12 protein-coding genes are annotated in these 14,218 nt (G+C 62.6%); 9 read left to right on the top strand and 3 right to left on the bottom strand.

Annotated elements, in window-relative coordinates:
- Positions 1-305, bottom strand: a 305-nt coding sequence (locus J5J83_RS04790) for a thiamine pyrophosphate-binding protein (protein ID WP_249115614.1), incomplete at its 3' end; no start/stop codon positions are given.
- Positions 306-472: 167 nt separating this feature from the next.
- On the opposite strand from J5J83_RS04790, the gene J5J83_RS04785 reads away from it, so the two are divergent.
- From J5J83_RS04785 to J5J83_RS04745, 9 genes are all read left to right on the top strand, one after another.
- Positions 473-1,408 (top strand): IclR family transcriptional regulator, encoded by a 936-nt coding sequence (locus J5J83_RS04785; RefSeq protein WP_212346067.1) that lies wholly within the window; start codon positions 473-475, stop codon positions 1,406-1,408.
- 169 nt (positions 1,409-1,577) lie between these two features.
- Positions 1,578-2,558: an AAA family ATPase gene (locus J5J83_RS04780; RefSeq protein ID WP_212346064.1), complete on the top strand. Its 981-nt coding sequence runs from the start codon at positions 1,578-1,580 to the stop codon at positions 2,556-2,558.
- On the top strand, positions 2,555-4,294 hold the full coding sequence (locus J5J83_RS04775) for a cobalt chelatase (protein ID WP_212346060.1): 1,740 nt from the start codon (positions 2,555-2,557) through the stop codon (positions 4,292-4,294). Before J5J83_RS04780 ends, J5J83_RS04775 begins: the two co-directional genes overlap by 4 nt.
- Positions 4,295-4,362: 68 nt before the next feature.
- The gene (locus J5J83_RS04770) at positions 4,363-4,716 is read left to right on the top strand and encodes a Lin0512 family protein (RefSeq protein WP_212346058.1); all 354 of its coding nucleotides are present in this window, start codon (positions 4,363-4,365) and stop codon (positions 4,714-4,716) included.
- On the top strand, positions 4,709-5,086 hold the full coding sequence (locus J5J83_RS04765) for a Lin0512 family protein (protein WP_249115613.1): 378 nt from the start codon (positions 4,709-4,711) through the stop codon (positions 5,084-5,086). The genes J5J83_RS04770 and J5J83_RS04765 overlap by 8 nt, the downstream gene beginning before the upstream one ends.
- 338 nt (positions 5,087-5,424) lie before the next feature.
- Positions 5,425-7,536 carry a TonB-dependent siderophore receptor gene (locus J5J83_RS04760; RefSeq protein ID WP_212346056.1) on the top strand — a complete coding sequence of 704 codons (2,112 nt, stop codon included), beginning with the start codon at positions 5,425-5,427 and terminating at the stop codon, positions 7,534-7,536.
- A gap of 147 nt (positions 7,537-7,683) precedes the next feature.
- Positions 7,684-7,962: a hypothetical protein gene (locus J5J83_RS04755; RefSeq protein WP_212346054.1), complete on the top strand. Its 279-nt coding sequence runs from the start codon at positions 7,684-7,686 to the stop codon at positions 7,960-7,962.
- Positions 7,959-8,249, top strand: a complete 291-nt coding sequence (locus tag J5J83_RS04750) for a hypothetical protein (protein WP_212346052.1) — start codon at positions 7,959-7,961, stop codon at positions 8,247-8,249. The genes J5J83_RS04755 and J5J83_RS04750 overlap by 4 nt, the downstream gene beginning before the upstream one ends.
- Positions 8,197-9,909 (top strand): PepSY-associated TM helix domain-containing protein, encoded by a 1,713-nt coding sequence (locus J5J83_RS04745; protein WP_212346050.1) that lies wholly within the window; start codon positions 8,197-8,199, stop codon positions 9,907-9,909. Before J5J83_RS04750 ends, J5J83_RS04745 begins: the two co-directional genes overlap by 53 nt.
- Positions 9,910-9,988: 79 nt before the next feature.
- Here J5J83_RS04745 and J5J83_RS04740 read toward each other — a convergent pair whose 3' ends face one another.
- Both J5J83_RS04740 and J5J83_RS04735 read right to left on the bottom strand, forming a co-directional pair.
- Complete coding sequence (locus J5J83_RS04740; RefSeq protein WP_212346048.1) at positions 9,989-12,613, bottom strand: EAL domain-containing protein; 2,625 nt, start codon at positions 12,611-12,613, stop codon at positions 9,989-9,991.
- 189 nt (positions 12,614-12,802) lie between these two features.
- Positions 12,803-14,110 carry an MFS transporter gene (locus J5J83_RS04735; protein WP_212346045.1) on the bottom strand — a complete coding sequence of 436 codons (1,308 nt, stop codon included), beginning with the start codon at positions 14,108-14,110 and terminating at the stop codon, positions 12,803-12,805.
- Positions 14,111-14,218 lie beyond the last annotated feature (108 nt).

Raw genomic sequence — 14,218 nt, 5'->3', positions numbered from 1 at the left:
GCGCCGATGGCGGTGACGCAGTTGGAGATGCCGGGCCCGTTCTGGCCGATCACCACGCCGTGGCGCCCGGAGACGCGGGAGAAACCGTCGGCCATGTGGCCGGCGCCCTGCTCATGCACGACCGGGATCAGGCGGATGCCGGCCGGGGCGAAGATATCCATCGCATCCATGAAGGCCGAGCCCATGATGCCGAACATGTCGGTGACCCCGTTCGAGACCAGGGTCTCGACGAAGGCCTCGGACGGGGTCATGCGGGTGGGCCCCACGGGCACGGAGCGGTTGGCTTGGTTGTTCTGATCACTCATGATGCGCTGTCTCCTGTCAGGGATGGTGTAATCGAAACCGGTACAAAGAGTTCCGATAAGTGAGATTGGAATGAACTCTAGGCCGGCGGCAGGACGGAGTCAACACAAATTTCGAAAAACGGTACGTATTGTATCGGAAAAAGAAATTGAACTATGATGGAAGGGCCATGAACGAGACGACACAGACCTCCCACCCGACAGCGGCCTCCGCGGAGCTCGCCCGCATCGACGGCGACACGCCGACGCTGCGGCTGTTTGCGCTGCTGGAGGTGATTGCGCAGAAGAACCAGCTGTTCTCGCTGCAATCGCTGGTGGAAGAGACGGGGCTACCGAAACCGACGCTGCACCGGATGCTGCAGCAACTGGAAAGCGCAGGGATGCTGCAGCGCGACGGTGACGGGCGCCACTACAGCACGGGGCTGCGGCTGCGGCGCATGGCCGAGCAGCTGCTGCTGAACAACACGGTGCACGGTGCGCGCCACGCGGTGCTGCGCCAGCTGGTCGATGAAGTGGGCGAGAGCTGCAACCTCACCGCGCTGTCGGGCAGCGAGGTGCTGTATCTGGACCGGGTGGAGACGCCTGCGCCGCTGCGCTTTTACCTGCACCCGGGCTCACGGGTGCCGGCGCACTGCTCGGCCAGCGGCAAGCTGTTTCTGGCGCAGATGAGCCCGAGCCAGCGGCGTCGTCTGCTCGAGCACGCGGTGCTGGAGAAATACACCGCGCGCACGCTGACGACGGTGGAGGCGCTCGAGGCGGAGCTCGAGCGGGTGAGCCGGGACGGTTACGCGTTCGACGACGAGGAGTTTCTGCCGGGGCTGTTCTGTGTGGCGGTGCTGGTACCGAACCCGCAGGGGCGCTCGAACACGGGGATCGCGATCCAGGCGCCGGTGATGCGGCTGAGCCACGACAAGGTGCTCAAGCTGTTGCCGGCGCTGCATGATGCGGCTGAGCCACGACAAGGTGCTCAAGCTGTTGCCGGCGCTGCAACGGGCGGCGCAGGCCATGGCGAAGATCGAGGCCGATGCAGTGCCAGCGGCAGGAAAGGACGTCGGGGCGGAGGCCTGAGCGACGCATCTGCGCCGCGACGACCCGTCCTTGAGTGAGCACGCGTATTCGCAGTCGCGAATGCGCAGCACAACCGACGAAGGGTCGGACCAGGCGCCGTGGCGCCGGCGCCATCATGAGAGCGCCAGTGCCATCGATCCGGGATTCGACTGCAGATCAGATGCGCCGCATGCACGTGCTGCGGCGACGATAACCGGAGAGACAGCAGTGACAGACATCACCCAGATTCGCCCCGCCCGCCTGGTGTCGGTGCGTGAAGTGTTCGGCATCGATTCCGATCTCGAAGTCCCCGCCTTCGACGAACGCGATGATCACGTACCCGAGATAGACGGCGCCTACCGTTTCAATCCCGACGTGACGCTCGCCATCCTGGCTGGTTTCAACCGTGATCGAAGAGTGATGGTGCAGGGCTTGCACGGCACCGGAAAGTCCACCCATATCGAGCAGGTGGCGGCAAGGCTGAACTGGCCTTGCGTGCGGGTGAACCTCGACGGCCACATCAGCCGTCTCGATCTGGTGGGCAAGGACGCCATCGTCGTACGTGACGGTCTGCAGGTAACGGAATTTCAGGAAGGCATCGTACCCTGGGCCTTGCAGCGTCCGGTGGCGATGATCTTCGACGAGTACGACGCCGGCCGCCCCGACGTGATGTTCGTGATCCAGCGCATCCTCGAACGCGACGGCAAGTTCACCCTCCTCGACCAGAACCGGGTGATCCGCCCGCATCCCTATTTCCGTCTGTTTGCGACCTCCAACACGGTGGGTCTGGGCAATCTGTCCGGCATGTATCACGGCACCCAGGTGCTCAACCACGCGCAGATAGACCGCTGGAACATCGTCGCCACGCTCAACTACCTGCCGCATGAAGAGGAGGTGGCGATCGTGCTCGCCCGTGTGCCATCGAAAAATGACGACAAGGGGCGCAAGCTGATTGCGCAGATGGTGCAGGTGGCCGATCTCACGCGCAAGGGCTTTGCCGCAGGTGATCTGTCTACGCTGATGTCGCCGCGTACGGTGATCACCTGGGCGGAAAACTGCGAGATCTTCCGTAATCCGGCGCTGGCCTTCCGGTTGTCCTTCCTCAACAAGTGCGACGAGGCTGAACGCCCCATCGTGGCCGAGTACTACCAGCGCTGCTTCGGTGAGGAACTGGACGAGTCCTGGATGCGCGAGGCGCAGCCGCAATGAATGCGACTGCGCAACAACGGGCCCGGCGCCAGCAGAAGGTCGAGGAGTTGTGTGCAGCCACGCTGCGCGCAATGACCGGCGATCCGGCACTGCATTATCGCGGCCGACGCCTGCATCAGGGATCACGGCCACTGCCGATGCATGCGCCGCATCTGCACGTCGATCCCGATCTGGATGACTTTGCCGATTGCCGGGCGGCGGCCGATGGTATGGCGCTGCGTCTGCTGCATTCCGATCCGGCGCTGCACCGCAGCCTGTGTCCGGACAGCGGAATCGAACGGCTGGTGTTCGAATGGCTCGAGCAGCTGCGGGTGGAGACCCATGTGCCGGTCGACATGCCGGGTATGGCGGCCAACCTGCAGCACCGCTTCGAGGACTGGTCGCGCACCTTCTACCGCGAAGGCCTTACCGAAGGTCGCCTCGGCATTCTGCTGTACACCGTGGCCCAGATGGCGTGGTCGAGGCTCAATGCCCGGCCGGTGCTGGAAGAAACGGAGGACTACATCGAAGGCACGCGCGTCTCGCTGGTGAGTTCGCTCGGCGGGCCGCTGGCCGGCATGCGCCGCAATCGCGACGTTCAGGCTGCATTTGCGCAGCACGCGCTGGCGGCCGCCCGGGTGGTGGGCGAGACCGTGCGTGCCGACATGGCCGAGGCGGGCGTCGACGCGGATACGCGCGACCCGGAGGACGAGGAGGAGACCAAGAGCCGCTTTGCGCTGCTGCTTGATTTCGATCCGGACGAGGGCGAAGGCGACAGTATCGCCACGGCGGCCACCGGCGTGTCCAAGGTCTTCGCCGACGCCGAGCAGAACTATCATGTCTACACGACGCGTTTCGACACCGAAGTCGCCGCCGGCACACTGGTGCGCAAGGCCTTGCTGCGCGAATACCGCGAGCGGGTCGACAAGCGCATTGCCGAGCAGGGCATCAACCTGCCGCGCCTGGCGCGCATGCTCGGTGCGATTCTCGCCCGGCCGCAGCGCGACGGCTGGTTGTTCGGACAGGAAGAGGGCACCATCGACGGCGCGCGACTGTCGCAGCTGATCAGTTCGCCAGCCGAACGCCGATTGTTCCGTCAGGATCAGTACAAGCCCATGGCAGATTGCATGGTGACCTTTCTGGTGGATTGCTCGGGGTCGATGAAGACGCACGCCGAAGCCGTGGCGGCAATGATCGATGTGCTGATCCGTGCCCTTGAAATGGTCGGCGTGACCACCGAGCTGCTTGGCTTCACCACCGGCGCGTGGAACGGCGGGCGTGCGTTCAGGGAGTGGATGAGCCACGGCCGGCCGGCCAACCCCGGACGCCTCAACGAAGTCACCCACATGGTGTTCAAGGAGGCGGATCGCAACTGGCGGCGTTCGCGGGTGGACATGATGGCGCTGCTCAAGCCCGATCTGTTTCGCGAGGGTATCGACGGTGAAGCGGTGGATTGGGCCTGCAACCGCATGCTGGCCCGCGATGAGGCGCGGCGCATCCTGATCGTGATCTCCGACGGTTGCCCGGCCGATAGCGCGACCGGGCGCGCCAATGATGATTTCTATCTCGACAACCATCTCAAGGAGGTCGTGGCGCGGCGCGAGCAACAGGGCGCGGTGGAGATTCTTGGTCTTGGGGTTGGGCTAGACCTGAGCCCCTTCTACCGTCGCTGCCTCGCAACCGACATGAGCCAGGCGCTCGACAACAATATGTTCTTCGAGATTGTCCAACTCATCGCGGGGCGACATCGACGGTGAAAGGAGAGGGGCTGATGCCTGGTCGGGTCGATGCGCCCGGTGGGATGGTAATGAAAAGGAGAGAGACGATGGCAAAGAAGAGAGTCGTGACCCAGTTTGGAATGGGCAGTTCAATCCGCAGCAAGAACTACACCGAGGCGGCTGCGCGCGCGATTCGCGACGCGCTGTGGCATAACTCGCTCAACGTCGCCGAGGCTTTCGGCTTTCCGAAGTCGGCGATGATCATCGATGTTGAAATCGGTGTGCAGCAGCCGCAAGCGGTCGATGCCTCGGCCCTGATGGGCATTTTTCCTTACGGACAGCCATCGATCACGGTGGTGAAGGGCGGACTGGACATCCCGAAACCGGATAGCGACGGACTGACGGTGATCGCCAATGCCGCAATCATGGTGTCTTTCGACATGGAGGCCGCAAATGACTGACTCGCTGACCGAAAAGCGCATCATCCTGGAAATGGGCACCGGTAACGATCTTTATGGTGCCGATTACACCAAGGCCGCCATCCGTGCCGTGCACGATGCGTTGCATCACTCGTCGATCGTACTGTTCAAGTCGCTCGGCTACGATCACATGACGATGCGGGTGCAAGTGACCATCGGCGTGCAGGCGCCCGACAAGGTGGATTGCGATCGCGTCGCCGCCGAGTTGCCTCGTGGCTGGGCCGAGGTCACCGCTGTCCTGGGCGGGCTTGATGTGCGCGATGAAGAACAGGAGACGACCCACGTGATCGCAACCGCAGCGGTTGAAGCCTATTTGCCGGTGGCGGCCTCCGACTGGCGTCTGTGCGGGTGAGCGTCCGCTGTCGGCGCCACCTTGGGGCGTTCAAGTCCTTGTTCGCGATTTCAAGTCTTGCCTGATCCGCCAAGCGTGACGGCAAGCGCCATCAACCAATCAAGGCTGGCAGCCGGGTGGCTTGGTGGGGGCACCCGGCAGGGGATTTCTCACGTGCCTTGTGCCAAGCATGCAGATAGTATTTCTGCGGTTGCAAATGCGAATAATTCGCATTAATATGCGATTTCAGAGAAACGCAAAACGACTAACTATTTTGCCAGCCAGCAGTCGCCAGCCAGCATTCATTGATCGGAGAGAACATGGTGCTGCGAAAGAACCCGGTCGCGCTGGCGATTGGCGTGCTTGTCCTGCCGCAATTGGCATTGGCGCAATCTGCGGCCGAAGCGGGAGACGATGTCACGCTGCCTGCGGTAAAGGTTACGACCAGTGCGGCCAGTCCAGCTGAGCTGCCCCGGGAGTACGCTGGCGGACAGGTCGCCAAAGGCGCCCGTCTCGGTCTTCTGGGAAACCAGGACGTCATGGATACCCCATTCAACGTCATCAGCTACACCGCGAGGCTGATCGAGGATCAAGGCGCGAAGACGGTGGCCGACGTGCTCGAGAATGATCCCTCGGTACGCTTCACCACATCAGGTTCGCACGCTTTCGAGAACTTCCGTCTGCGCGGTTTCGATGTCCACTCCTCCGATCTGGCGATCAACGGCATGTATGGTCTGGCGCCGCTGGGTCATTCCGGGTTGGAGTTCGTCGAGCGGGTGGAGGTGCTCAAAGGACCCAGTGCCATGTTTGCCGGGATGGCACCGAGTGGTGGCATCGGCGGCATGATCAATCTGGTGCCAAAACGCGCGGCTGACGATCCGCTCACGCGCGTCACGCTCGACTACCAGACGCAGAGCCAGATTGGCACCAGCATTGATGTCGGGCGTCGGTTCGGCCCGGACCATGCAGTGGGTGTGCGCGTCAACGGATCGTACAGCGACGGCGAGACTGCCTTGAACGATCAGGACAAGACTCGCAAGTTCTTGTCTGCGGCACTGGATTATCGCGGTGAGGCGCTGACAGCTTCGCTGGATGTCTATCGCAGCAAGGACTCGTTCTCGGGCGGTTCTCCAGCCATGTTCGGCTTCGCCAGTCCGGACATCCCCTCGGCACCGAATCCGCGCACGAACCTGTTGGGTTCGGCGGCTGGCGAGCTGGAAAGCGAGGCGGTGATCGCCCGCATGGAATACGCGTTCAACGAGAACGTTTCCGCATTTGCCAGTGTTGGCAAGAGAAATCATGACTACGCCGGCTGGGTCAATGGCACCCATGTGCATAACGTTCAACCCGATGGCAGTGCCCAGGTCCGAGGCGTTGCTCAGCTAGGCTACGACGACGGCACATCCTCCGAGGCGGGCGGTCGCTTCACGTTTTACACCGCCACCGTACGGCATGAGCTCGTATTGCAGGCCAGCCGGCTCGAACTGGAGTCGGGCTCTCTCTCCAAGGTGACCGGCATGACGGCGACCAACATCTACAATCCGATTACGCCGCCGTTACCTGCCATGCCTACCGGCCCCGTCTCCAAGGGCAGCGAATCGACGCTTTCCAGCCTGGCGCTGGTGGACACGATGTCCTTCATGCAGGATGCAGTGCGCCTGACCTTCGGTCTCCGTCAGCAGCAGGTGAAGCAGACCAGCTACAACACAGCTGGAGGCGTGACGGGGGACTATGATGAACGGGCCGTGACCCCGGCGGTGGGCCTCGTCGTCAAACCCTGGGGCGAGGGCGTATCCCTGTACGCGAGCTACGTGGAGGGCTTGAGTCAAGGGGCGAGCGTAAAGGCCGTCAACGGCTACGCTCGGGACCAGACTTTCAAGCCGTACCAGACTGAGCAGAAGGAACTGGGCGTCAAGTGGAACATGGGTTCCTTCACCCAATCGGTCAGCCTGTTCGAAATCACCAAACCGGAACTGATCACGACGGGAGCGGCGCCTGATCTGGTCGCCTCCGACAGCGGGGAATCGCGTGTGCGTGGTCTGGAGTGGATTACTTTCGGCGAACTTGTGCCTGCAGTTCGGGTGCTGGGAGGGGTTTCCTATACACGGGGCGAGCTGACCAGGACAGCAGGCGGTGTGAACGACGGCAATGAGCTATTTGGCGTGCCACGCTGGCAGGGCAATCTCGGTGTCGAATGGGATACGCCGCTATCCGGTCTGAGTGTGAACTCCCGCGTCATTGCGACCTCCAGGCAGTACTTGAACAATGCCAATACCTATCGGATTCCGGGCTGGAGCCAGGTTGATGTCGGCGCCAGGTACGAAACCAGGATAGCAGGGCGTAAGACGACCTTGCGCCTGAACGTCAATAACCTGTTCGACCGTCACTACTACTCGGGCAGCTTTGCCGAGCCGCGTGCCACCCTGGCGCTTGGACGCACCGTGCAGGCTTCAGCCTCGGTGGATTTCTGATTCCGTGCCGGGGATCAATCCTGCTGCGGGTCCTGGAGCCTGAAGTGCCGGCGCTTCAGGCCGATGCAGTCCCGGACCTTCGATGGTGATCCTTTCCGGACCGACGCCATCCGTCTCGCGTTAACACCACCTGGATAGCCGTTCGACATGACCATTTTCACCCTCATGGGTTTCCTCGCAACGCTGTTGGGCAGTGTGGCGATTTACCTGGCTTCGCCGAACCAACGCTGGCGCGCGACGTCCTGGCCGGCGCCGCCCGCCCGCACGACCGGGGTCCTGCTGCTGGCAGTCGGGCTCATTTCGTTACTGCAGGCCCTGAGGCCCGCTGCTGGAACTTTCGTCTTCGTCCACTGGCTGATGCTGCTTTTTGCGCTCTTTCCCTATTTTGGGGCACTGCTGGCTTCGCGCAGGAATACGCATTCATGATCGGGGCTAAACCCGGGGCTGTTGCACGTGACTGGTTCGCGAAGACATCGGCCGGGGCATTACTGGGCTTCACCCTGGCGATCGGCTGCTCCGGCCTGTTCTCGTGCCTTGCGTCCGATATGCCACTGTCCATTCGTGGGCAGCTCGCCATGTGGATGATGGCGCCGGTGTGGATCGGGGTGCTTTCCTGCGTATATTTTTTCCGGAGTGGCAAGCATGCCTGGGTCTGGCTGAGTGCTGCCAACCTGGTGGTCTTCTGCATCCTGGCGGCATGTCGCCTCACCTGACTTTCAAGGTTCTGCCGTGCGTTCCGAGTTCATCCGCATCTACAAGTCTGTGCACACGTGGACCGGCATTGTTGCCGGCATGGTGCTGTTCATCGCCTTTTACGCGGGTGCGATCACCATCTTCAAGGAACCGCTGGCACGCTGGGCAGCACCTCCGTCGGCCATTCATGGTCATACCCATCCCCTGGGTGATGCTTCAGCGCTCATTGTTGCTACCCTGCAGAAGTACCCGGAAGCAGCCAAGGATTTTCGGCTGCACCTCGAGGTAGCGGAGCACTTGCCGAAAGGAATTTCGTGGGAGGTGCGGGCGCCGGGGGCTGACGATCACGACCATTCCGCCGTCCGTCACTATGTCGCCGTACTGGAGACTGGTGGTGATGTTCAAGTGGAGGAGGTACATCCGTCCGGACTCGCCGAGTTCATCGATACGCTACACCGTGTGGTGGGCCTTCCTTACGATACCGATCCGAATCGCTGGGTGATGGGCTTCGTCGCCGTGCTTTACGCATTGGCGCTGGTCTCCGGTGTGATCGTGCTGCTTCCTTCTCTGGTCAAGGATTTCTTCGCGTTGCGCGTGGGCAAGAACCTCAAGCGCATGTGGCTCGACGCGCACAATGTGGTCGGCATCGTCAGCTTGCCCTTCCATGTCGTCATGGCCCTCACCGCCGTAGTCTTCGCCTATCACGACGGGTTCTACCTCATCCAGGATAAATTTATCCACGATGGCAGGTGGGGTTCCGCCTTTCAGGGGCGGGCCAACGCCGCTGCGCCGGCGACGCAGCGCGATCCAGCGGCGATGCGCTCTCCCGCAGACTTGCTGGACAGCGTTCGGGCGCTTTCGCCAAGCTTCGAGCCGACTTCCCTGCAGTATCTGAATGTCACCGGGCCGCGCGCCGCCGTGCGCGTCTGGGGGCACGATCCCACCGCACATTCGCCGCGATTTGTCGGCGGCTTTGTCGCCGTCGATCCTTACAGCGGAGAGATCATGAACGCCGACTTCCTGCCGGGCCATCAGAGCCTGTCGAACGCCATTATCGGCAGCTTCTTCGCCCTGCACTTTGGCGCCTATGGCGGAGCCCCGGTGCAGTGGATATATTTCCTGCTCGGGCTCGCGGGTGCCTGGTTGTTCTATGGAGGCAACCTGTTGTGGCTGGAGACCCGACGAATCAAAGCTGCGCGCACGGGCAACGCGGATGGCACGCCTCCCGAACAGCGACGCGACGTACGCTGGATGGCGGCGGCGACAGTCGGGGTGTGCCTTGGGGCGGTTTGCGGTATCTCGCTGACAATCGTCGCTGCCAGATGGTTGCACGGTCGCGTCGAGGATATCAACGCCTGGCATCAAGGCATCTATTACGCTGTGTTCTTCAGTGCCCTTGTCTGGGCTTTCCGACGCGGTGCGGCGCAATCATCCGTCCATCTACTGCGGCTGGCGGCCGTGTTTACCTTCGCAATTCCGGCAACCAGCTTCCTGGCCTGGATATTTCCGTCCTTGGGCATGTGGGCGAGTGGGAGCGCCGCCGCCATGGGTGTGGATGGGACGGCTCTCGCAGGCGGCTTTTGCTTCATCTGGCTGGCACGTGCAACGAACAGGCGCGTGAAGGGCGGGCCCGTCGACAGCATCTGGTCTATACGTGGCGACAGTGCTGGTGGGCGATGATGTAGTCGAACCCGGACCGGGGAGATCTGCGTCTCGACCGGGAAAGGCTGAATAGGTCTCTTGATGCAATGAGTGTGCGCTACCAGTCTTCGATCGGGATCGGTCTGCTGAACAGATAGCCCTGGAACTGAGGGCAGCCGTATTCGACCAGCAGGGCGTGCTGTGCTTCGGTCTCGACGCCTTCGGCAATGACGTTCAGACCGAGCGACTGGCCCATGGCGAGCGTGGCCCGAACGATGGCAGCGTCGTTCTGGTCGATGGTGATGTCACGAACGAAGGCCTGGTCGATCTTGACCTGGTCGAGGGGCAGGCGCTTCAGGTACGACAGCGAGGAGTAGCCGGTGCCGAAGTCGTCGAGCGAGAAGGTGATGCCGACTTTTTTCAATCGGCGCATGCGGTCGATGACGGTCTCGATCGATTCGAGCACGACGCTTTCGGTCAGCTCGAGCTTGAGGCGCTCAGGCCGCGCTCCCGTGGCGTCAAGCATGGCAATGACCTGATCGACGAAGTCCGGTTGCAGGAATTGCCGGGCGCTGACGTTGACGGCAATGCTCAGATCTCTGGTTCCCGCATCGGCTTCCCACTGCTTGAGCTGGGCGCAGGCCGTCTTCAGCACCCAGTCGCCGATTGGAAGAATGAGGCCGCTCTCCTCGGCAACCGGAATGAAAGTCGCGGGTGGCACCGGTGCCGCATTGCACGGGTACCACCGGAGCAGGGCCTCGGCGCCGATCCGGGTTCCGGTGCTGTCGACCTGGGGCTGGTAGTGGAGCTGGAGTTCGCCCGCCTTCAGTGCCTGGCGCAGGGCGGTCTCCATCTGCATTCTTGCATCGATGGCAGCCTGCATGTCAGCGCTGAAGAAACGGACTGCGTTCTTGCCGGCGCGCTTGGCTTGATACAGGGCGACTTCGGCCTGCTTGAGGAGACTGTCCACGCCGGTGTCCGCGCCTTGAAAAAGGGTGACTCCGATACTCGTGGTGCAGTCGTACTGCTGTCCGCCATTAGCGATGAAGAAAGGCTGCGACAGTGCATTGCGGCACTGCTCGGCGATGGCTCCGGCTTGCAGTGCGGCGGCGGAGAGGTCGGAGCCGAGGTTCTCGGCGATGATGACATATTCGTCACCCCCGAGGCGGGCGACGATGTCTTCCCGGCGAACATGGGTGCCAATCCGGTTGGCGACTTCGATCAGCAGTTCGTCACCGGCGTCGTGCCCCTGCGTATCATTGAGATCCTTGAAGCGATCCAGGTCCAGCATCAGCAGGGCGCCCACTTCGACGTTGCGAGCACTGACGCTGACGGCCTGCTGCAGGCGGTCCAGAAGCTGCCGCCGGTTGGGCAAGCCGGTCAGGCCATCGAAATAGGCGAGGTTGCGGATCTGCTCTTCGGCGTGCTTGCGTTCGGAAATGTCCCGCGCGGTACCGTAATGCCTGAAGGGTTTGCCGCCCGAGTCGAAGTCGGTGGCGACGGTGATCTCCAGCCACCGTGTGCCGCCGTCCGGACGCAGCAACTGGATGAAGGTGTCGGGAATGGTCTCGCCTGGTGAAACCGACTCCATCTGCGTGCGAAGTGCGTCATGCGTCGCCTGGCTGTCGGGATGGATCCAGTCGCGCACTGTGGCCCAGTCTAGCGCCGTCGGCGCGTGCCCTGCGATGCGGTAGATCTCGTCTGCCCAGTGAATGCGCCCGCTCTTGACATCGACAGACCAGTCACCTATCCGGGCAATGCTTAGCGCACGTTCAAGCTCCGATTTGCGGCGAGCCAGCTCACGCCTCAACTGGCGGTTCCAGATCACCGCGCTCAGGTAGGCCAGGCCGACCACCGCAGTCAGTAACAGCAGCCACGGAAGCAGGCGACTGGCAAGGCTGTGAGGTTCCAGGCGGAAGACCTGTTCCGAGCGCAGCGGCAACCAGCGCACGAATATCGCCGCCTTCTCGTCCTCGGGAATCACCAGCAGGGCGCGGTCAATGAGACTGGCCAGCTCGGGCCAGTCCTTTCGTATCGCAAAGCGCTGGCCATTTCCGCTCATGTCGAATCCGGCATTGACCTTCAGGTTGGTGATACCGCGCCTGATAGCCAGAAAGCTGTTGACCCCCAGTGCGCCGACATAGGCGTCGGCCGAGCCGGTGGCGACTGCGTCCAGTCCTTCCTCCGGGCTGGCAACGAAGTGGGGGTCGAGTCCGGGGGCGAGCCTGAGCGTCTGCTTGGCCGACGAGTATTCACGGACGAGAGCGACGCGCAGGTCTTCGAGTGCCTTGACCGACTTCAGTTGCGGGACGTCATTGCGGGTCATGATGACCAGCGGGGTCGGCAGATAGATGCGGCTGAAAGCGAAGTCGGCTTCGCGTTCTGGGAGTTTCACCATCGTGGCGATGGCATCGATTCGCCCCTGTTTCAAGGCACTCATCAAGGCCGGCCAATCGAGTTCGGTCGTCAGCGAGAAGCGGATGCCCAGTGTCTTTTCGATATGCTCGAGGAAGTCGGGCACCACGCCCCGTACCCGCCCCTTCTCGTCCAGAAAGGAGTAGGGACCGTAATTGGGATCGATACCGAGCCGAACGACGGGGTGCGCTGCCAGCCAGGCCGCCTCCTCGGGAGAGGGTGCGAATGCCGTTTGAAAATCAATGTCGTCCGCTACGACTGGCCCGGCACTCAGCAGGACGGTCAGCAAGAGCAGCCTGACCACGTATGAGAGAAATGTCTTGCGCATGGGCGATAGCTTTGAGGCGATTACGCTCAGCGGATTGAGGATTTCATTCTACGTGTGCTTTGAGCGCCTGTCCGCACGAATCGAACAGGACGCTCCAATTGTTCTGCATAGGTGATCCGGGTGCGTGGGTGAGCGCGGTCGAGGGCGCCATCCATGCCGCGAGAATGCGACGGCGCTGGGGGGCAACTTCTACGCTTGTATCAGCAGGGTCTTGCGGTGGCGCCTGAAGACCCACATCAGCACCGCAGCGGTGAATCCCAGCCAGACGGGCAGCAGACCGAGGGCGCCGGCCAGGCCTTCATGCGCGGAGCCAGTATCGCGATATGCGCGCAGAGCCATGGCAAAGAGCAGGCTGGCGAACCCATAGCCGAGATTGAATGCGAGGCCCTTGAAGGACAGCACGGTGGCGCGGTGGCGCGATTCGACAGCGAGGTTGAGATAGTGCGATACCGCGAAACCGACGGCGGCGATGGCTGCTGCCAGTGGCAGTGTAAACACGACCCCCCAATGGACGACATCGAGTGCGACGCCGCCCAGCCCGAACAAGGCGACCAATGCCAGCAGGGCGTAGGTGCGAAGCAGGGAGCCAGTCAGCACCAGCTGCCTTGCCAGCGGTGACACCAGAATGCCAATGCCGGCCAGTGAGGCGCCGATCAGACCGAAACTGGCCTCGGGCAAGTCGATCATCCGATAGTAGGCACTGGCAAAGGTCAGGAACACGCGGATCACGCTGTCGATGAGCAGGCCGCCGATGATGACGAAGAGCACCAGGGGGTTGCCCGCGATCCAGCGCGCGGTGTCGGCGACGGACCGGATGGCGTCCCGGGTGGACGGCATCGAATGGGGGTCGGGGCGGGCGGGTTCGACCATCCTGAGGCTGATCAGTAGTACGCAGGCGGCAGTCAACAGGTTGATGTAGATCGGGAAGCGCAATGTGGTGCTCAGATCGAACTGCAGCGGGAGGCCAATCAGCATGGCGGCCCGCGACATGAGCGCGGGGTCGTACACCGCGCTGCCGACCAGCATGGCGACGACCATCCCTGTCGCTTGCCAGCGCATCAGGCGCGCAAGCACGTTTGGCCATTCGCCCTGGCGCCCTTCGGCCGCGAGGGCGTCGAATGCGAGTGACTCGTCCGCGCCGCTGGCCAGCGCTTCGGCAAGACCGCTCAGCATGCGATTCAGCAGGCAGAACAAGAACAGAAGCAGCCCGCCATTCTGCGGTGCCGCTGCAAGCACGAGCATTTCCGCGACCATGAACGCGCTGGCGGCAATGACCAGGGGGCGTCTGCCGATGCGGTCGGCAAGGACGCCAGACGGCACTTCTGCGACGACGATGGTGATGGCCCAGACGAAGTTGAGGAGGGTGTACTGCTCGGCGCTCAGGCCAAGATCGAGAAAGAGGATGGCGAGGACCGGGTAATAGAAGCGCGAATTGAACAGCACGCGAAAGCGCACGAACAACTGGGCGTTCCGATCGCCGACAAGGTTGCGCTTCATCTTCGGGCGAGCGCGTGCCTCGGAGGCGAAGGGCATTGTCTGGGGGCGCGGACAGTCGGGGGCAATTCGGATCCTCATCTGGCAGGGCGCACGTGCGCGCTTGGAGCG

It is taken from the genome of Azoarcus sp. L1K30 (assembly GCF_018122735.1).
Taxonomy (GTDB): Bacteria; Pseudomonadota; Gammaproteobacteria; order Burkholderiales; family Rhodocyclaceae; genus Parazoarcus.
This window is presented reverse-complemented; position numbering and strand designations above follow the sequence as displayed.

Bases quoted from the DNA above. Each gene is read 5' to 3' on its own strand.
- J5J83_RS04775 (WP_212346060.1), top strand. From the start codon at position 2,555: ATGAATGCGACTGCGCAACAACGGGCCCGGCGCCAGCAGAAGGTCGAG.
- J5J83_RS04735 (WP_212346045.1), bottom strand. From the start codon at position 14,110: ATGAAGCGCAACCTTGTCGGCGATCGGAACGCCCAGTTGTTCGTGCGC.
- J5J83_RS04785 (WP_212346067.1), top strand. From the start codon at position 473: ATGAACGAGACGACACAGACCTCCCACCCGACAGCGGCCTCCGCGGAG.
- J5J83_RS04765 (WP_249115613.1), top strand. From the start codon at position 4,709: ATGACTGACTCGCTGACCGAAAAGCGCATCATCCTGGAAATGGGCACC.
- J5J83_RS04770 (WP_212346058.1), top strand. From the start codon at position 4,363: ATGGCAAAGAAGAGAGTCGTGACCCAGTTTGGAATGGGCAGTTCAATC.
- J5J83_RS04740 (WP_212346048.1), bottom strand. From the start codon at position 12,613: ATGCGCAAGACATTTCTCTCATACGTGGTCAGGCTGCTCTTGCTGACC.
- J5J83_RS04750 (WP_212346052.1), top strand. From the start codon at position 7,959: ATGATCGGGGCTAAACCCGGGGCTGTTGCACGTGACTGGTTCGCGAAG.
- J5J83_RS04755 (WP_212346054.1), top strand. From the start codon at position 7,684: ATGACCATTTTCACCCTCATGGGTTTCCTCGCAACGCTGTTGGGCAGT.